Below are 17,734 nucleotides of genomic sequence, written 5' to 3'. Positions count from 1 at the left end.
CCGTTCGAGAACGGTTTTTTGATAAATGCCGTTACATTTTAGGAGTATGGACGAAGAACTGTCGAATGTTCTTCTAGATCCAGACGAAAGTGCTTAAAAACTAAGAAAAAAGGGTTTTTAGCCATTCAATAAAAAGCCCTGCGATAAGGCAGGGCTTTTTCAGTACGGCAGGTTATTAGCCGTGCAGGCTTTCTGCGGCATACAGGGTGTTTTCCAGCAGGCACGCACGGGTCATCGGGCCGACACCGCCGGGTACCGGGGTGATCCAGCCGGCACGGGGCAGGGCGGTTTCGTACACCACGTCGCCGACCAGCTTGCCGTCGTCCTGACGGTTGATGCCCACATCGATCACGATCGCGCCTTCCTTGATCCACTCGCCCTTGACCAGGCCCGGCTTGCCCGCGGCAACCACCACCAGGTCGGCACGGCCAACATGGCCGGCGAGGTCTTTGGTGAAACGGTGGGTGACAGTCACGGTGCAGCCGGCCAGCAGCAGCTCCATGGCCATAGGGCGGCCAACAATGTTGGAGGCACCAACGACTACGGCATCCAGACCGTACAGATCGACGCCGGTGCTCTCCAGCAGGGTCATGATGCCCTTCGGGGTGCAGGGGCGCAGCAGCGGGATGCGTTGGGCCAGGCGGCCGACGTTATAGGGGTGGAAGCCGTCGACGTCTTTGTCCGGGCGGATGCGCTCCAACAGTTTGGAGGCGTCCAGGTGCTCGGGCAGTGGCAGTTGCAGCAGGATACCGTCAATGGCCGGGTCGTCGTTGAGGCCGTCGATCAGGTCGGTAAGCGCCTGCTGGGTGGTCTCGGAAGGCAAGTCGTAGGCCTTGGAAATAAAGCCGACCTCTTCACAGTCTTTACGCTTGTGCGAGACATAAACCTGAGAGGCAGGATCGCTGCCGACCAGGATCACCGCGAGGCCAGGCGTGCGCAGACCTTGCAGGCGGCGCTCGGTGACTCGTTTGGCGATCTGCTGGCGCAGGCTGGCGGCGATTGATTTGCCGTCGATAAGTTGTGCAGTCATTACGCGTGATTAACCATCGAGAGGGGGAAGAAAAGTGCGCGCATTCTCGCACGCCATGACGTGAGGGCAAAGGCGCTTGGTCTGCAAATTGCCCTAACCCCTTAAATAAAATCAGTTTTTTTCAAAAAAGATTTGACGGGTATCAAGGCCGTCTATACTATTCGTCGCACTTGTCGGGCACAGCCTAGCACTGGTTAAGAAGGTCGAGCAGATAGAGCTGTTCTGCAAGGCTGGAAGCACTTAGTTTGTAATCTTCAACGAGTACAGATTAATAAGGCGCCCGTAGCTCAGCTGGATAGAGCATCCGCCTTCTAAGCGGATGGTCGCAGGTTCGAGTCCTGCCGGGTGCGCCATTAGGCAGCTTTGGCACAAGTAGCGCTATATGGTGGGCGTAGCTCAGTTGGTAGAGCACGGGATTGTGACTCCCGTTGTCGAGGGTTCGATCCCCTTCGTCCACCCCATATTTAGAAAGGCGCCAGATTAATCATCTGGCGCCTTTGCTTTAAGAGTTTCAAGCGCGGATGTGGTGGAATTGGTAGACACACTGGATTTAGGTTCCAGCGCCGCGAGGCGTAAGAGTTCGAGTCTCTTCATCCGCACCAATTAAGCGTCACCCAGCCATCAGGCAGGGTGAGGCCAGACAAGGAAGGTGTTCGAGTTCCTTGTTGAAGCAATATGGTGGGCGTAGCTCAGTTGGTAGAGCACGGGATTGTGACTCCCGTTGTCGAGGGTTCGATCCCCTTCGTCCACCCCATATTTTAAAAAGCGCCAGATCAATGATCTGGCGCTTTTTTTTTGCATCCAAAAAATGCCCTGCCGCGTATGTACTGACGAGGATGGCCGTGGATGGGCCTGGATCCTCATCCGCTGCTACGTGGAGGGTCTGAAAAATGTTGGCACAACAGCAGGATCAAAGTCAGGGAATGGCGGTTGGCGAGGCGCATTTGCTCGGGCGCCTGCTGTTGGGGGAGCAATCGGCCTATTGCGACCTGGTCAAAACTCATCAGGGCGCCATGCGTGCGGTGGCTTCGGCGATCGCCGGGCATCGGCATGTCGATGATGTGGTGCAGGATGCCTGGTTGGCGATTGTGCGCGGGCTGAGTGGTTTTCAGGGGCGCTCCAGCCTCAAGACCTGGGTGCTGACGATTACGGCCAATAAAGCCAAGGGCCGCTATGGTCGGAGTCGGCGCGAAGTGTTTTTCGATGACTCGCAGGGTCAGGAGCGCTTTTGCGCCGCCAGTGGCCAGTGGCTGTCGGCACCGGCGGGCTGGCATGAAGATACGCCCGAGGCGCTGGTCAGTGAAGACGAACTGCGCGCCTGTATCGAGCGCGCGTTGCAGGAACTGTCGACGCTTCAGAGCGCTGCGCTTGTGCTGCGTGAGCGGGTAGGGCTTGAGCTTGAGGAGATTGCCGAGTTGCTGGGCGTCAGTCTGTGCAATGCGCGGGTGCTGCTGCACCGGGCGCGCAGTCGGGTTTTTGCCGCCATCGACCGGCATCAGGCCTGTGGCGTTGATTGACGTCAAGAAAAAACAAGCATTCTCAATGCCTTGGCGTTAGAATCGTTGCCGGTTTTGAGCGTGTAGAACTGATCCGCGGCTATATAAGGGTCGGTACAGCTATTTAATAGCGAATAACGGCGCAGTACCTGAAAAAGGGCTGTGCCGTTTTTGTTTGAGTGTTTTGAGTTTCCAGGGTAGGGCGTTTCATCGTATTTGTGTTTCTCGATGCTGCTGCCACACCCTTCGACCTTGCTTGCAGGGTCGCTCGCCGGGGTGTGCATCCAGCCTCTTCTATATATATAGAAGGGCTGGCGCTAGAGCCCTGGCGAGATGCGCTGTATTTGCTAACGGGATGAGGTGCATGCGTGCACTTGAACCTATAAATGGCCTGCTGTTTTTCCACCCGTTTTCAGTAGGGTGACTTCTTGAGTTTGACCCACTAGAATGCATGCCCTTGATTCTGGGGTCGGAAACGGCCGGCTAACGTCTGTGCAACGAGGAATATCCATGCAAGTTTCTGTTGAAAATACTACTGCCATCGAGCGCCGCCTGAGCATCACCGTGCCGGCAGAGCGTATTGAGACTGCGGTCAACAAGCGTCTGCAGCAGACTGCCCAAAAGGCCAAGATCGCTGGTTTCCGTCCAGGCAAAGTGCCAATGAGTGAAATCAAGCGTCGTTTTGGTGCCGATGCGCGTCAGGAAGCTGTTGGTGACGTGATCCAGGCTTCCTTCTACGAAGCCGTTGTCGAGCACAAGCTGAACCCAGCGGGTTCGCCTTCGATCGAGCCTAAGTCCCTGGAAGCCGGTAAAGACCTGGAATACGTTGCCGTATTCGAAGTGTTCCCGGAATTCACCGTTGCCGGTTTCGAAGACATCGCCGTTGAGCGCCTGAGCGCTGACGTGGCAGATGCCGACCTGGACAACATGCTGGAAATCCTGCGCAAGCAGAACACCCGTTTTGAAGTGGCCGACCGTGCCGCCCAGAACGAAGACCAGCTGAACATCGATTTCGTTGGCAAGGTTGACGGCGAAGCATTCGCTGGCGGCTCCGCCAAGGGCACCCAGCTGGTGCTGGGTTCCAACCGCATGATCCCGGGCTTCGAAGACGGCCTGGTTGGCGCCAAGGCCGGTGAAGAGCGCGTTCTGAACCTGACTTTCCCTGCTGACTACCAGAACCTGGACCTGGCCGGCAAAGCCGCCGAGTTCACCGTGACCGTCAACAGTGTTTCCGAGCCTAAGCTGCCTGAGCTGAACGAAGAATTCTTCGCCCAGTTCGGTATCAAGGAAACCGGCATCGACGGCTTCCGTACCGAAGTTCGCAAGAACATGGAGCGTGAGCTGCGTCAGGCCATCAAGTCCAAGGTCAAGAACCAGGTGATGGATGGTCTGCTGGCCGCCAACCCGATCGAAGTGCCCAAGGCCCTGCTGTCCAACGAAGTGGATCGCCTGCGCGTTCAAGCGGTTCAGCAGTTCGGTGGCAACATCAAGCCTGACCAGCTGCCGGCCGAGCTGTTCGAAGAGCAAGCCAAGCGCCGCGTTGTGCTGGGTCTGGTCGTGGCTGAAGTGGTCAAGCAATTCGACCTCAAGCCTGACGAAGATCGCGTTCGCGAAATGATCCAGGAAATGGCTTCGGCCTACCAGGAGCCTGAGCAGGTCGTGGCTTGGTACTACAAGAACGACCAGCAACTGAACGAAGTACGTTCGGTTGTGCTGGAAGAACAAGTTGTGGATACTGTTCTGCAGAAGGCTAAGGTGACCGACAAAGCGGTCTCTTACGAAGAAGCAGTCAAACCGGCGGAAGCAGCACAAGCCGACTGATTGTCCAACTCGTTCGAAATATAACCATAAGCCAGCCTCGCGCTGGCTTATGCGTTTTCAAGACATGACTATTTGGGAGTAACTGCAGAGCATGTTCCGTAATTCCTATATTCAGCAGAACTCTGATATCCAGGCCGCTGGCGGCTTGGTCCCGATGGTTGTCGAGCAATCTGCTCGTGGCGAACGCGCCTATGACATCTACTCGCGCCTGCTCAAGGAGCGAGTGATTTTTCTGGTCGGCCCGGTAGAGGACTACATGGCCAACCTGATCTGCGCGCAACTGCTGTTCCTTGAAGCGGAAAACCCGGACAAGGACATCCATCTTTACATCAACTCCCCGGGCGGCTCGGTTACTGCAGGCATGTCGATCTACGACACCATGCAGTTCATCAAGCCAAACGTGTCGACCACGTGCATCGGCCAGGCCTGCAGCATGGGCGCTTTCCTGCTGACCGCAGGTGCCGAGGGCAAGCGTTACTGCCTGCCGAACTCGCGCGTGATGATTCACCAGCCGTTGGGCGGTTTCCAGGGCCAGGCATCGGACATCGAAATCCACGCCAAGGAAATCCTGTTTATTCGTGAGCGTCTGAACACGCTGATGGCCAAACACAGCGGGCACACCCTGGAAGAAATCGAGCGTGATACCAACCGCGACAATTTCATGAGCGCTGAAGCTGCTCGTGAATACGGGTTGATCGACGCAGTGATCGAAAAGCGCCCCGCTTAATATAAGCACCTCAAAATAAGGCTGGTCGGCATGTCCGACCACCGGCGGGCTTGAAAAAGCCCGCATAAGCCTTCATCTTGTGTTGCAAGCCTATCGGATTTGGATCGAACGAATGACTGACACCCGCAACGGCGAGGACAACGGCAAGCTGCTCTATTGCTCCTTCTGCGGCAAAAGCCAGCATGAAGTACGCAAATTGATTGCCGGCCCCTCGGTGTTTATCTGCGACGAGTGCGTCGACCTGTGCAATGACATCATCCGCGAGGAGGTGCAGGAAGCCCAGGCCGAGAGCAGCGCGCATAAATTGCCTTCGCCTAAAGAAATCAGCGGCATCCTTGATCAGTATGTGATTGGTCAAGAGCGTGCAAAAAAGGTTTTGGCGGTAGCGGTGTACAACCACTACAAGCGCTTGAACCAGCGTGACAAGAAAGGCGACGAAGTCGAACTCGGCAAGAGCAACATCTTGCTGATCGGTCCTACAGGCTCGGGTAAAACCCTGCTTGCAGAAACCCTCGCTCGTCTGCTGAACGTTCCATTCACCATCGCCGACGCCACCACCCTCACCGAGGCTGGCTACGTGGGTGAAGATGTCGAGAACATCATTCAGAAGCTGCTGCAAAAGTGCGACTACGACGTAGAGAAGGCCCAGATGGGTATTGTCTACATCGACGAAATCGACAAGATTTCGCGCAAGTCCGACAACCCGTCGATCACTCGGGACGTTTCCGGTGAAGGCGTGCAGCAAGCCCTGTTGAAACTGATCGAAGGCACGGTTGCTTCCGTACCGCCACAAGGCGGCCGCAAGCACCCGCAGCAGGAATTCCTTCAGGTTGATACGCGCAACATCCTGTTCATCTGTGGCGGTGCTTTCTCGGGGCTGGAAAAGGTTATTCAGCAACGTTCCACCCGTGGCGGCATCGGCTTCGGTGCAGAAGTGCGCAGCAAGGAAGAAGGCAAGAAGGTGGGCGAGTCCCTGCGTGAAGTCGAGCCTGACGATCTGGTCAAGTTCGGTCTGATCCCGGAATTCGTTGGCCGTCTGCCGGTCCTGGCCACGTTGGACGAGCTGGATGAGGCTGCTCTGATTCAGATCCTCACCGAGCCGAAAAACGCCCTGACCAAGCAATACGCCAAGCTGTTCGAGATGGAAGGTGTAGACCTCGAGTTCCGTACCGACGCGCTCAAATCAGTGGCCAAGCGGGCACTGGAGCGCAAGACCGGTGCACGTGGCCTGCGTTCGATCCTCGAAGGCGTGTTGCTCGACACCATGTACGAAATCCCCTCGCAATCCGAGGTGAGCAAGGTGGTGATCGACGAAAGCGTTATCGAAGGCAAATCCAAGCCACTGTATATCTACGAAAACAGTGAGCCGGCTGCCAAGGTTGCACCTGACGCGTAAGCGTCAAGCCGTCGCAGTACAAGCAAGGGCCTTTCGAGGCCCTTTCTTTTTATGTGGCGGTTTTTCGGGGCGGTTTGTGTTTTGCGGTTAAATTCGCGTTTATTCATGCGTTTAACTGCTGGCATTGAGCTTGTTTTTTTTGCGTACAGCCCCCATCTTGGTTTCAAGCTAATTTTTCAACTGTCATAGAGGCGAAATCATGAAGACAACCATTGAATTGCCTCTCCTGCCGTTGCGTGATGTCGTCGTCTATCCGCACATGGTTATCCCGCTGTTCGTGGGGCGCGAGAAGTCTATCGAAGCCCTCGAGGCTGCGATGACGGGCGACAAGCAGATCCTGCTGTTGGCCCAGAAGAATCCTGCTGATGATGATCCAGGCGAAGATGCCCTGTATCGGGTCGGTACCGTTGCGACTGTTCTGCAATTGCTCAAGTTGCCCGATGGCACCGTCAAGGTGCTGGTCGAAGGCGAGCAGCGTGGTGCGGTCGAGCGCTTCATGGAGGTGGACGGTCACCTGCGCGCCGAAGTGGCGCTGATCGACGAAGTCGAAGCCCCTGAGCGCGAATCCGAAGTGTTTGTGCGCAGCCTGCTCTCGCAGTTCGAGCAGTATGTGCAACTGGGCAAGAAAGTCCCGGCTGAAGTGCTGTCGTCCCTCAACAGCATCGATGAGCCAAGCCGCCTGGTCGACACCATGGCCGCGCACATGGCGCTCAAGATCGAGCAGAAGCAGGACATCCTCGAAATCATCGACCTGCCGGCCCGTGTTGAACACGTGCTGGCGCTGCTGGATGGTGAAATCGACCTGCTGCAGGTTGAGAAGCGCATCCGTGGTCGCGTGAAGAAACAAATGGAGCGCAGCCAGCGCGAGTACTACCTGAATGAGCAGATGAAGGCCATTCAGAAAGAACTCGGCGACAGCGAAGAAGGCCACAACGAAGTCGAAGAGCTGAAAAAGCGCATCGACGCCGCCGGCCTGCCTAAAGACGCCCTGACCAAGGCCATGGCTGAGCTGAACAAGCTCAAGCAAATGTCGCCAATGTCGGCCGAAGCCACCGTGGTGCGTTCCTACATCGACTGGCTGGTGCAGGTGCCGTGGAAAGCTCAGACCAAAGTGCGCCTGGACCTGGCCCGTGCCGAAGAGATCCTTGACGCCGACCACTACGGCCTCGAAGAAGTCAAAGAACGCATCCTCGAATACCTCGCCGTGCAAAAGCGCGTGAAGAAAATTCGTGGCCCGGTGTTGTGCCTGGTCGGCCCTCCGGGTGTAGGTAAAACTTCCCTGGCCGAGTCGATTGCCAGTGCCACCAACCGTAAATTTGTGCGCATGGCCCTTGGCGGTGTGCGTGATGAAGCGGAAATTCGTGGCCATCGCCGTACGTACATCGGTTCGATGCCAGGAAGATTGATTCAAAAGATGACGAAGGTGGGTGTGCGCAACCCGCTGTTCCTGCTCGATGAAATCGACAAAATGGGCAGCGACATGCGTGGCGATCCGGCCTCGGCGTTGCTCGAAGTGCTCGACCCCGAGCAGAACCACAATTTCAACGACCATTACCTGGAAGTCGACTACGACTTGTCCGACGTAATGTTCCTGTGCACCTCCAACTCCATGAACATCCCGCCAGCCCTGCTGGACCGGATGGAGGTGATTCGTCTGCCGGGTTACACCGAAGACGAGAAGATCAACATCGCCGTCAAATACCTCGCGCCCAAGCAGATTTCGGCCAATGGCCTGAAAAAGGGCGAGATCGAATTTGACGTCGAAGCGATCCGCGACATCGTGCGTTACTACACCCGCGAAGCCGGTGTGCGTGGCCTTGAGCGTCAGATTGCGAAGATCTGCCGCAAAGCGGTCAAGGAGCACTCGCTGGAAAAACGCTTCTCGGTGAAGGTGGTTGCCGATTCCCTGGAGCACTTCCTGGGCGTGAAGAAATTCCGTTACGGCCTGGCTGAGCAGCAGGATCAGGTAGGGCAGGTGACGGGCCTGGCGTGGACCCAGGTGGGCGGCGAACTGCTGACCATCGAAGCGGCGGTTATCCCGGGCAAAGGCCAGCTTATCAAGACCGGTTCGTTGGGTGATGTGATGGTCGAATCGATCACCGCCGCGCAGACCGTGGTGCGCAGCCGCGCCAAGAGCCTGGGGATCCCCCTGGACTTCCACGAGAAGCACGACACCCACATCCACATGCCGGAAGGGGCGACCCCCAAAGACGGCCCTAGCGCCGGTGTAGGCATGTGCACGGCACTGGTGTCGGCACTGACTGGCATTCCTGTGCGTGCCGATGTGGCGATGACCGGGGAAATTACCCTGCGGGGTCAGGTATTGGCCATCGGTGGTCTGAAAGAGAAATTGCTCGCTGCACACCGAGGCGGTATCAAGACCGTGATCATTCCGGAAGAGAATGTTCGCGACTTGAAGGAAATTCCTGACAATATCAAGCAGGATCTTCAGATTAAACCGGTTAAATGGATTGACGAGGTCCTGCAAATTGCGTTGCAATACGCGCCGGAGCCCTTGCCGGATGTGGCTCCGGAGATTGTCGCGAAGGACGAAAAACGCGAGTCCGATTCCAAGGAAAGAATTAGCACGCATTAATGCGAATGAGCCTGGGGGCTTCCTTGACAGCTTTTTAGAGCCCTTGTTATAAAGCGGCTCTTAAGTGTCTGTAGGCCATTCAGCACTGGTTTTTGCTTTCACCAAAAAACTTAGAATCATACTCAATAGATATATAAGGGGACTTAGAGTGAACAAGTCGGAACTGATTGATGCTATCGCCGCATCCGCTGATATCCCGAAAGCTGCTGCTGGCCGTGCGCTGGACGCAGTAATCGAATCCGTCACTGGCGCTCTGAAGGCCGGCGACTCCGTGGTACTGGTAGGCTTCGGTACTTTCTCTGTGACTGACCGCCCAGCTCGCACTGGCCGTAACCCACAGACTGGCAAAGCACTGCAAATCGCTGCTGCCAAAAAACCAGGTTTCAAAGCCGGTAAAGCCCTGAAAGAAGCGGTTAACTAAGCTTCGTTCAAGCCTTGCCTACCCGGGTCAGACGCAGGTCTGGCCTGGCAGCGGAGCGGCAGCTGACCCACGTATCCATCGGGTCGCCAGGGCCTGGGGTGTTGGTTCAAAACCCCGTCCGCTCCGCCAGTTACGAGAAGGCGCATCCTCGGATGCGCCTTTCTTCTATCCGGACTCTACCCACGCTCCACGGTTGCCTAATTTTTGAAGATCAACCGTTTCTGGGGGACGCATGCTGCAAAATATCAGGGACAATTCACAAGGCTGGATTGCCAAGACCATTATCGGGATCATCGTCGCATTGATGGCGTTCACCGGTATCGAGGCCATTTTCCAGGCTTCGGGTAACAACAAGCAGGACGTGGCCAAGGTCAACGGTGAAGAAATCACCCAGACCGAACTGGGCCAGGCCGTTGACATGCAACGTCGCCAGCTGATGCAACAGCTGGGCAAGGATTTCGATGCTTCGCTGCTGGACGAAAAACTGCTGCGCGAAGCGGCTCTGAAGGGCCTGATCGATCGCAAGCTGTTGCTGCAAGGCGCCGCTGATTCCAAGTTCGGCTTCTCTGAAGCTGCGCTGGACCAAGTGATCCTGCAGACGCCGGAATTCCAGGTGGACGGCAAGTTCAGTGCCGAACGCTTTGACCAGGTGATCCGTCAGCTGGGCTACACCCGTATGCAATTCCGTCAGATGCTGACCCAGGAAATGCTGATCGGCCAGGTTCGCGCAGGCATCGCCGGCAGCGGTTTCGTCACCGACGCCGAAGTGCTGGCTTTCGCCCGTCTGGAAAAACAGACCCGCGATTTTGCCACCGTCAACATCAAGACTGACCCTGCGGCGGTGAAGCTCACCGACGATGAGGTCAAGGCTTACTACGACAAGCACGCCAAAGAGTTCATGACCCCGGACCAAGTGGTCATCGATTACCTGGAACTGAAGAAGTCTTCCTTCTTCGACCAGGTCACCGTCAAGGACGAAGAGCTGCAGGCTGCCTATCAGAAAGAAACCGCCAACCTCGCTGAACAGCGTCGTGCCGCGCACATTCTGATCGAAGTCAACGACAAGACCACCGACGCGCAAGCCAAGGCCAAGATCGAAGACATCCAGGCACGCCTGGCCAAGGGCGAGAAGTTCGACGCCCTGGCCAAGGAGTTCTCCCAGGATCCAGGTTCGGCCAACAATGGCGGTGACTTGGGCTTTGCCGGCCCTGGCGTCTACGACCCGGACTTCGAAACCGCCCTGTATGCCTTGAACAAGGACCAGGTGTCGGCGCCGGTGCGCACCACTTTCGGTTGGCACTTGATCAAGCTGTTGGGCGTTGAAGCACCTGAAGTGCCATCGTTTGCCAGCCTGAAAGACAAGCTGACCCGCGAGCTCAAGACCCAGCAGGTCGAGCAGCGTTATGTCGAAGCGACCAAGCAATTGGAAGACGCGGCATTCGAAGCCTCCGACCTGGCTCAGCCGGCGTCCGACCTGAAGCTGACCGTGCACACGTCCGCGCCGTTTGGCCGTGAAGGTGGCGAAGGTGTTGCGGCCAACCGTGCCGTGGTCACCGCAGCGTTCAGCCCGGAAGTGCTGGATGAAGGTGCCAACAGCAGCGCTATCGAGCTGGACCCGGAAACCATCATCGTGCTGCGTGCCAAAGAGCATCTGAAGCCTGCGCAACTGCCGCTGGAAAGCGTGTCGGCTGCGATCCGCACCCAGATGACCAAAGAGCGCGCCATCGCGGCTGCCAAAACCCATGCCGACGAGTTGATCGCCAGCCTGCGTGACGGCAAGACCCCGTTGAACCAGCTGATCGACGGCCAGGCCTGGAAGGTCACTGAAGCGGCGACCCGTAACGCTGAAGCGATCGAGCCGGCCGTGCTGCAAGCCCTGTTCCGCATGCCTAAGCCTGCGGCCAAAGACAAGCCGACCTTCACCACCGTGACCCTGGCTGACGGTAGCCTGGTGATCGTGCGCTTGAACGGCGTCAACGAAGCTGCAGCCCCTACCGACGAAGAAAAGGCGCAATACCGCCGCTTCCTCGCCTCGCGTATTGGCCAGCAGGACTTTGCTGCCTACCGCAAGCAGTTGGAAACCAAGGCTGACATCAAGAAGTTCTGATGTTGGTTTGAATAGAAAAGCCCCCGGTCTGAAAGGACCGGGGGCTTTTTTTTTGCGCAATTGTCGGCTCAGAACTGATCGTTCCCACACTCTGCGTGGTAATGCATCCCGTGACTCTCTGCGTCACCCGTACGCAAGTACAGAAAGCGGGACGCGCAGACGGGCTCAGAACTTCAGTTTGCCCCAGCTCAAGCCAATCACAGCTGCCACGGTCGAGGCCGTCAGCACACTCAGTTTGGCCGCTGCCAACAGTTCCGGGTCGGAGAAGGCCAGGGACGAGATAAAGATCGACATGGTAAAACCAATCCCCGCCAGCAGGCCGACCAGGCCGACACCGCTCCAGGTGACTCCGTCGGGCAGCTTGCAGATATTGAGTTTGACCAGCGTGATGCTCGCCAGCATCACGCCCAACGGTTTGCCGATCACCAGGGCGAAGATCACGCCCATAAACACGCCATGGGGCAGCGGATGCTCAAGGTTCAAGCCTTGCAAGCTGACACCGGCATTGGCCAGGGCGAACAACGGCATCACACCGAATGCGACCCACGGATGCAACGCCGACTGCACGCGCTGCACCGGCGGCATCAGTTCGCGCTGGGCTTCGCGCAGTTGCTTGAGCGGCTTGGCGACCTGGTGCGAGTCTTCGGCCGGTCGCGAGAGGCGATCCATCAGCTCGTTGAAGGTGCGGCCGATGGTGTCCAGTGGGCGTTCGGTGGTCGGTTTGGAGCTGACCGGCGTCATCAGGCCCAGGATCACCCCGGCGAGGGTCGGGTGCACGCCGGTCTTGAGCAGGCCGAACCAGACAATCGCCCCCGGCAGCAGATAGATCGCCGCCTTGCTGATGCCCATTCGTTGGAACACCAACACCAGGGCTAACCCACCTGCGGCAACCACCAGACCCATGTAGTCCAGGCTTGCAGTGAAAAACACCGCAATGATCAGGATCGCAACGATGTCGTCGATAATGGCCAGTGCCAGCAGCAGGACGCGTACACCGCTGGGGATGGATTTGCCCAACAGCGCCAGCACGCCGACGGCAAAGGCAATGTCGGTGGCGGTGGGCACGGCCCAGCCACTCGCGGCGGCGGTGCCATGGTTGAGCGCGGTGTAGATAATGGCCGGCATCACTACGCCACCCAGTGCGGCGCCCAGCGGCAGGGTCGCGAGTTTCAGGTTGGCGAGTGCGCCGTCCTTTATTTCCTGACGTATCTCCGCACCTACCACCAGGAAGAAAATGGTCATCAGGCCGTCATTGACCAGAAAGTGCAGGGAGCGCGACACACTGAAATCGCCCAGCCCGAGGGTAATCGGGGTGTTCCAGAAGTGTTCGTAGGACGCGGCGGCCGGGCTGTTGGCCCAGATCAACGCTGCAATGGCCGCCAGCAACAGGACGATGCCGCTGACGGCTTCGATGCGTGAAAACCGCTCAAGGGCCGACAGTGCGCCCTCGGTCAATGCCTGGGGGCGAGGGATGGCAGGGTGTTTTTTGGGCACGACAAGTCTCCATTGGCGGCCCGACCAATGCTTTGCTTTAACCTGCGTTGTGCCCTATGCAGTCACGCACCCAGGGTGATGATAGGAAGTTGATGAATAAGTTGTAAACAATGTTGTCAGGGTTAAGGGCTTTTTGTCGGTGGGTGCAGAAACCCGCGCGCCAATTGCTGGTACAACTCCGGCCCCATCCGCGAACTGACGGCTTTGGCAATCAGCGCCACCGCCATCAGGCTGATCACCATCCCGTGGCTGTCGATCATCTCCATTACGATGATCGCCGAGGTGATCGGCGATTGCGTCACGGCAGCCAGGAAGCCCACCATGCACAGCGCAATGATCGGTTGCGCTGCCAGCGCGAAAAACTCGGCTGCGTTGGCGCCCACGGCCGCGCCGACGGCCAGCGACGGGGCAAAAATGCCGCCCGGAATTCCGGAAAAATACGTCACGACCGTCGCCAGAAAACGCGTGACAGGCGCATGCCACGGCAGGCCGACATCGGCGGCAATGATCTGCGAAGTAATCCCGTAGCCGCTGCCGAAGGACATCCCGCCGCTGAGCCAGCCCAGGATTGCGACCACCAGCCCACACGCCCCGGCGAACCAAACCGGGTGGGCGCGCCGCCATTCCCAGACCACAAACCTGTGGTAGCGCTGGGGCCACAGCAGCATGCGACTGAACAGCCCGCCGAGCACGCCACAGCCGATGCCTGCCGCCAATACCGGAACAATGATGTCGAGCTTGATCCCTTCAACGTCCAGGTGGCCAAAATAGTTGTAATTGCCCTGCAGGGCGATGGCGACCATCCCCGACAAAATAATGGTGCTGAGCAATACCCCGCTGGTGCGGGTTTCTAGCTTGCGCCCCAATTCTTCTACTGCGAAGGCGACGCCGGCCAGCGGCGTATTGAACGCGGCGGCGATACCGGCGGCGCCGCCGGCCAGGATCAAGTCTTCGCTGCGGATGATGCGTGCATTGGGCAGGTAGCGATGAAAGAAATGCATGATCGATGCCGCCACTTGCACGGACGGCCCTTCGCGCCCGGCAGAGAAACCGCCGGTCAACGCCAGTGTTCCGAGGCCTATCTTGGCCAATGCGATGCGCAATGACACCAGCTTGCTGACGTCCTGTCCTTTGTTGGCCAGGCGAGTAGCGGCGATGACCTGGGGAATGCCACTGCCTTGCGCTCCGGCAAAAAAACGTGTGGTCAGCCACACCACCAGCATGCCCACCAGCGGTGTGTAGAGGAAGGGCAGCCACGGATGGGCGCTGGATTGCTCGGCGAACTGAGTGAGCGCCACGTCAGCCAGGCGCGCAAACATCACCACCATCAGCCCGGCGATGGTGGCGCCGGCCCACAGGGTGATCCGGGTGCGCCAACGCAGCGAGGTAAAGCGGCGGCGCAGTGAAATGAACGGTTTGATCACCCAGGTGAATTCCGAATAAGTTTCAGGGTGTTTCAAGATTAACCGTATATCAAGCGCTTGTCCTCGCGATGCGCCGTGTCGCGGCCAATGCCAAAAGCACCAACCCGGCAACCGCCCACGGGAACAACGCCACCCCCGATGTTTGTAGCAACATACCGCCTGCTAGCCCGCCGCCGGCAATTCCCAGGTTCCACACCGTCACCAGCATTGACTGCGCTGCGTCAGCCGAGTCGCCGGCAGACTTGGCCAGTGCCGTTTGCAACAGCGCCGGCAAGCCACCAAAGGCCAGGCCCCACAGCGCCACGCTGGCATACACCGCACGGGTGGAGGTCATCCACACGCCCAGTGCCAGGGCCGATACGGCGAACATCACGCAACTGATGATCAGCAGGCGCCGCAAGTGTTGATCAATCAGCATGCCCGTCAGCCAGATGCTCAACAGGGCCGCCAAGCCGAATACCAGCAGTATCCGGTCGATGTCGGCGGCTATTCCGGCAGGCACCAGTAACGGCGCGATGTAGGTGTAGAGAATGTTGTGCGCCAGCACGTAGGTAAAGGTCACCCACAACACTGGACGAATACCTGGCAGGCTCAGTACCTGGCGCAAGCCCAGGCGCTTTTGTTCCGGCTGGCCGGCGAAGTCCGGCAGTTGCCAGCGCGCCCACACCAACAGCAACAGCGTCAGCCCGGTCATGATTGCAAAGCTCAGGCGCCAGCCCACCGCAGCGCCGAGGAACGTGCCGGCAGGTACACCCAGTGACAAGGCCAGCGGTGCGCCGAGCATGGCGACCGCAATCGCCCGGCCTTGCAGGTGCGGGGCCACCATTCGGCTGGCGTACCCGGCCAGCAGTGCCCAGAGCAACCCGGCGAACACCCCGGCAAAAAAGCGCGCGGCCAGGGTCAGCCCGTAATGGGTGGACAGTGCCGTCACGCTGTTGACCAAGGCAAAGCCGCCGATGGCAATCAGCAGCAAAGGGCGCCGCCGCCAGCCTCGGGTCAGTAGGGTGAGGGGGATGGCCGCGAGTAACGAGCCAAGGGCATACAGGGTCACCAGTTGGCCGACTAACGCCTGTGAAACCTGCAGCCCTTCGCCCATCTGAGGCAGCAGCCCGGCCGGCATGGCCTCGGTGAGAATCGTGATAAACCCTGCGCACGCCAACGCCAGTAAGCCGGCGAGAGGCAGTGCGTCCTTTACGGCCGTGGCGGCCGGGCCGGTAATCGAAGGGCAGTCGCTCATGTTGCGTCTCCATGCAAAAGGTCAGGAGGCAGAGTAGGGGGCTGCGGGTTGCGGAAAAACAGGCTAAGGTTCCGAACTTATCGGACGTCAACGTCCGCAATAAAAAAGGGTAGGGCAATGGACAGTCTGAGCGGCCTTTCGGTGTTCGTGCAGGTTGCGGAAACCCGCAGCTTCACCGCAGCTGGCCGCGTTTTGGGGGTGTCATCTTCGGCGGTGGGCAAAAGCATCGCGCGCATGGAAGAACGCCTGGGCGTGCGGCTGTTTCATCGCAGCACACGCAGCGTCACCCTGACCGGCGAAGGCGCGTTGTTCCTCGAGCGCTCGCGGCGGATTCTGGCCGAGGTGGAGGCGGCCGAGCAGGAGCTGACTGAGGCCGGCGCCACGCCCCGAGGCACGCTGCGCATCAGCTTGCCGCAGGTGCGTGGGCTGTTGATGCCGGTGCTCAGCGATTTTATGCGCGCCTACCCGGACATCGAGCTGGATGTGGATTTTTCTGACCGCATGGTGGACGTGATCGAGGAAGGTTTTGATGCGGTGATTCGTACCGGCAAGCCGGAAGATTCGCGGCTGATGGCACGTCATCTGGGGCATTACCAACTGGTGTTGGTGGCCTCGCCAGGCTACCTGGCGCAATACGGCACCCCGCAACACCCGCAGGACTTGAGCGACCATGCCTGCCTGCGCCACAAATTCTGCGCCACCGGCAAGCTGGAACCCTGGCCACTGCGCCATGTGCCCGGCGTGGCGGAGCCGGTGTTACGTGCGCCGCTGATCAGCACCACCATCGAGTCCCTCAACTATGTGGTGCACGAAGGTTTGGGCATCGCCTGCCTGCCGGACTTCATGGTCAAGGAGGCGGTGCGCCAGGGGCGTCTGCAACGGGTGCTGGATGAGCACCTGGTCCACCGTGGCAGTTTCTGGATGCTGTGGCCCTCGAGTCGCTTTGCCTCGGCCAAGCTGCGGGTGTTTATCGACCATATGTCTGCCGGGCTTTTCCCTGCGCAGGCGGTGTAATAACGCTGTGACGTTTTACCGACAGGAATGTGCGCGCCAACCCTGCGTTCTGTTGCACAATAGCGCCCTGACTGTTTTCCTCAGGATTTTCGATGTCGACATCATTTCACTTGCGTAGCCTCGGGTTGGCGCTCGTGCTGGCGGGCGCTGCGGGCTGCTCGTCACCCAAGACCGCTATTTATGAACATGAGAATTTCGACGACTCCGGTACGTTCTCCCGTGATTACCCGGTCAGCGATGTGGCGGCCTGTGAAGCGGCGCGACGTGCGCTGTTGAGCCAGGGTTACATCATCACCAGCAGCGACCCCAAGCTGGTGGTGGGTAACAAGAGTTTCCAGCAAACCGGCGAAACCCATCTGCAAATCAGCTTCAACGTGGTATGTGCCGATGATGGCAAAGGCGCCAAGCATTCGACCATGTTTGCCAATGCCTTGCAGGACCGCTACGCGCTGAAGAAGGTCAACAACTCCGCCAGCCTCGGCGTGGGTGTGTTGGGCTCGGTGTCGATGCCGATCGGCTCAACCGATGATTCGATGGTCAAGGTGGCCAGCGAGACAGTGACGGCACCGAAGTTTTACGATCGCTACTTCTCGCTGGTGGATGTGTTCCTGCCCCAGGACGTGAAGGCGGCCGAGCATATTCCAGAGAAGCCCAAGGCTGAGCTGGGCATGCCGGAGCCGAAAGCGGCTGCGCCTGCCGATAAGCCTGCGCCTGCCGATAAGGTAGCGCCTGCCGATAAGGTAGCGCCCGCCGATAAGATAGACGCGCCCAAAGACGCTCCGGTAGCGCCCGCCGTGTCGGAACCGCTGGCACCGCCGCCGGAGGCGGCACCGATTGCGCCACAGGCCGAGCCGGCGCCGACCACTGCGCCAACACCTGCACCGGCTGCGGAACCAGCCCCATCGCCGACCAACCCGAACCTGCCGGCGCCGACAGAGGCGATTCCACCGCTGCCAACGCCTGGGCGGTAA

14 protein-coding genes and 4 tRNA genes are annotated in these 17,734 nt (G+C 58.7%); 13 read left to right on the top strand and 5 right to left on the bottom strand.

The features are described 5' to 3' along the window. Positions 1-175 precede the first annotated feature (175 nt). Positions 176-1,030, bottom strand: coding sequence for a bifunctional methylenetetrahydrofolate dehydrogenase/methenyltetrahydrofolate cyclohydrolase FolD (gene folD / locus HU759_RS19355; RefSeq protein WP_017136461.1), 855 nt, complete (start codon positions 1,028-1,030; stop codon positions 176-178). Between the two features lie 276 nt (positions 1,031-1,306). Here folD and HU759_RS19350 point away from each other — a divergent pair. The 5 genes from HU759_RS19350 (at position 1,307) to HU759_RS19330 (ending at position 2,547) form a co-directional block, all read left to right on the top strand. Beyond that, positions 1,307-1,383, top strand: a tRNA-Arg gene (locus HU759_RS19350). A 32-nt stretch (positions 1,384-1,415) separates the two neighbouring features. Then, positions 1,416-1,491, top strand: a tRNA-His gene (locus HU759_RS19345). 56 nt (positions 1,492-1,547) lie between these two features. Further along, positions 1,548-1,632: transfer RNA gene (locus HU759_RS19340), tRNA-Leu, on the top strand. Positions 1,633-1,708: 76 nt separating this feature from the next. Further along, positions 1,709-1,784 (top strand) — tRNA-His (locus HU759_RS19335). Between the two features lie 169 nt (positions 1,785-1,953). After that, complete coding sequence (locus tag HU759_RS19330; protein WP_099550018.1) at positions 1,954-2,547, top strand: RNA polymerase sigma factor; 594 nt, start codon at positions 1,954-1,956, stop codon at positions 2,545-2,547. Positions 2,548-2,549: 2 nt separating this feature from the next. Here the strand turns inward: HU759_RS19330 and HU759_RS19325 are convergent, their stop codons facing one another. Continuing rightward, positions 2,550-2,810 (bottom strand): hypothetical protein, encoded by a 261-nt coding sequence (locus HU759_RS19325; RefSeq protein WP_032865532.1) that lies wholly within the window; start codon positions 2,808-2,810, stop codon positions 2,550-2,552. Between the two features lie 226 nt (positions 2,811-3,036). On the opposite strand from HU759_RS19325, the gene tig reads away from it, so the two are divergent. The 6 genes from tig (at position 3,037) to HU759_RS19295 (ending at position 11,594) form a co-directional block, all read left to right on the top strand. Beyond that, on the top strand, positions 3,037-4,347 hold the full coding sequence (tig, locus tag HU759_RS19320; protein WP_017136463.1) for a trigger factor: 1,311 nt from the start codon (positions 3,037-3,039) through the stop codon (positions 4,345-4,347). A gap of 91 nt (positions 4,348-4,438) precedes the next feature. Next, positions 4,439-5,074, top strand: coding sequence for an ATP-dependent Clp endopeptidase proteolytic subunit ClpP (gene clpP, locus HU759_RS19315; protein WP_003174822.1), 636 nt, complete (start codon positions 4,439-4,441; stop codon positions 5,072-5,074). A gap of 112 nt (positions 5,075-5,186) precedes the next feature. After that, complete coding sequence (gene clpX / locus HU759_RS19310; protein ID WP_169988167.1) at positions 5,187-6,470, top strand: ATP-dependent Clp protease ATP-binding subunit ClpX; 1,284 nt, start codon at positions 5,187-5,189, stop codon at positions 6,468-6,470. A gap of 199 nt (positions 6,471-6,669) precedes the next feature. Beyond that, positions 6,670-9,066, top strand: coding sequence for an endopeptidase La (gene lon, locus HU759_RS19305; RefSeq protein WP_017136465.1), 2,397 nt, complete (start codon positions 6,670-6,672; stop codon positions 9,064-9,066). Positions 9,067-9,214: 148 nt separating this feature from the next. Beyond that, complete coding sequence (locus tag HU759_RS19300; RefSeq protein ID WP_003174819.1) at positions 9,215-9,487, top strand: HU family DNA-binding protein; 273 nt, start codon at positions 9,215-9,217, stop codon at positions 9,485-9,487. Positions 9,488-9,719: 232 nt separating this feature from the next. Next, entirely contained in the window at positions 9,720-11,594 is a 1,875-nt protein-coding gene (locus HU759_RS19295) for a SurA N-terminal domain-containing protein (protein WP_169988169.1), read from the top strand. A gap of 165 nt (positions 11,595-11,759) precedes the next feature. Here HU759_RS19295 and nhaA read toward each other — a convergent pair whose 3' ends face one another. The 3 genes from nhaA to HU759_RS19280 all read right to left on the bottom strand — a co-directional run bounded on the left by nhaA (position 11,760) and on the right by HU759_RS19280 (position 15,749). Then, a complete protein-coding gene (gene nhaA, locus HU759_RS19290) occupies positions 11,760-13,088 on the bottom strand; it encodes a Na+/H+ antiporter NhaA (RefSeq protein WP_099550020.1) in 1,329 nt (442 codons plus the stop codon). Between the two features lie 122 nt (positions 13,089-13,210). Next, entirely contained in the window at positions 13,211-14,512 is a 1,302-nt protein-coding gene (locus HU759_RS19285; RefSeq protein ID WP_026013645.1) for a chloride channel protein, read from the bottom strand. Positions 14,513-14,561: 49 nt separating this feature from the next. Continuing rightward, positions 14,562-15,749, bottom strand: a complete 1,188-nt coding sequence (locus HU759_RS19280) for an MFS transporter (RefSeq protein WP_170040754.1) — start codon at positions 15,747-15,749, stop codon at positions 14,562-14,564. A gap of 117 nt (positions 15,750-15,866) precedes the next feature. On the opposite strand from HU759_RS19280, the gene HU759_RS19275 reads away from it, so the two are divergent. Together HU759_RS19275 and HU759_RS19270 are read left to right on the top strand one after the other, a co-directional pair. Further along, positions 15,867-16,763: a LysR family transcriptional regulator gene (locus HU759_RS19275; protein ID WP_099550022.1), complete on the top strand. Its 897-nt coding sequence runs from the start codon at positions 15,867-15,869 to the stop codon at positions 16,761-16,763. A 92-nt stretch (positions 16,764-16,855) separates the two neighbouring features. After that, complete coding sequence (locus tag HU759_RS19270) at positions 16,856-17,734, top strand: DUF2242 domain-containing protein (RefSeq protein ID WP_170040755.1); 879 nt, start codon at positions 16,856-16,858, stop codon at positions 17,732-17,734.

The sequence above is a fragment of the Pseudomonas sp. OE 28.3 genome, assembly GCF_014268205.2.
GTDB lineage: Bacteria > Pseudomonadota > Gammaproteobacteria > Pseudomonadales > Pseudomonadaceae > Aquipseudomonas > Aquipseudomonas edaphica.
The sequence above is the reverse complement of the archived record's forward strand: the minus strand, read 5'-3'. Positions and strand labels throughout refer to the sequence as shown.

Coding starts and splice junctions, on each gene's coding strand:
- folD (WP_017136461.1), bottom strand. CDS start 1,030: ATGACTGCACAACTTATCGACGGCAAATCAATCGCCGCCAGCCTGCGC.
- HU759_RS19330 (WP_099550018.1), top strand. CDS start 1,954: ATGGCGGTTGGCGAGGCGCATTTGCTCGGGCGCCTGCTGTTGGGGGAG.
- HU759_RS19325 (WP_032865532.1), bottom strand. CDS start 2,810: ATGCACACCCCGGCGAGCGACCCTGCAAGCAAGGTCGAAGGGTGTGGC.
- tig (WP_017136463.1), top strand. CDS start 3,037: ATGCAAGTTTCTGTTGAAAATACTACTGCCATCGAGCGCCGCCTGAGC.
- clpP (WP_003174822.1), top strand. CDS start 4,439: ATGTTCCGTAATTCCTATATTCAGCAGAACTCTGATATCCAGGCCGCT.
- clpX (WP_169988167.1), top strand. CDS start 5,187: ATGACTGACACCCGCAACGGCGAGGACAACGGCAAGCTGCTCTATTGC.
- lon (WP_017136465.1), top strand. CDS start 6,670: ATGAAGACAACCATTGAATTGCCTCTCCTGCCGTTGCGTGATGTCGTC.
- HU759_RS19295 (WP_169988169.1), top strand. CDS start 9,720: ATGCTGCAAAATATCAGGGACAATTCACAAGGCTGGATTGCCAAGACC.
- HU759_RS19280 (WP_170040754.1), bottom strand. CDS start 15,749: ATGAGCGACTGCCCTTCGATTACCGGCCCGGCCGCCACGGCCGTAAAG.
- HU759_RS19275 (WP_099550022.1), top strand. CDS start 15,867: ATGGACAGTCTGAGCGGCCTTTCGGTGTTCGTGCAGGTTGCGGAAACC.
- HU759_RS19270 (WP_170040755.1), top strand. CDS start 16,856: ATGTCGACATCATTTCACTTGCGTAGCCTCGGGTTGGCGCTCGTGCTG.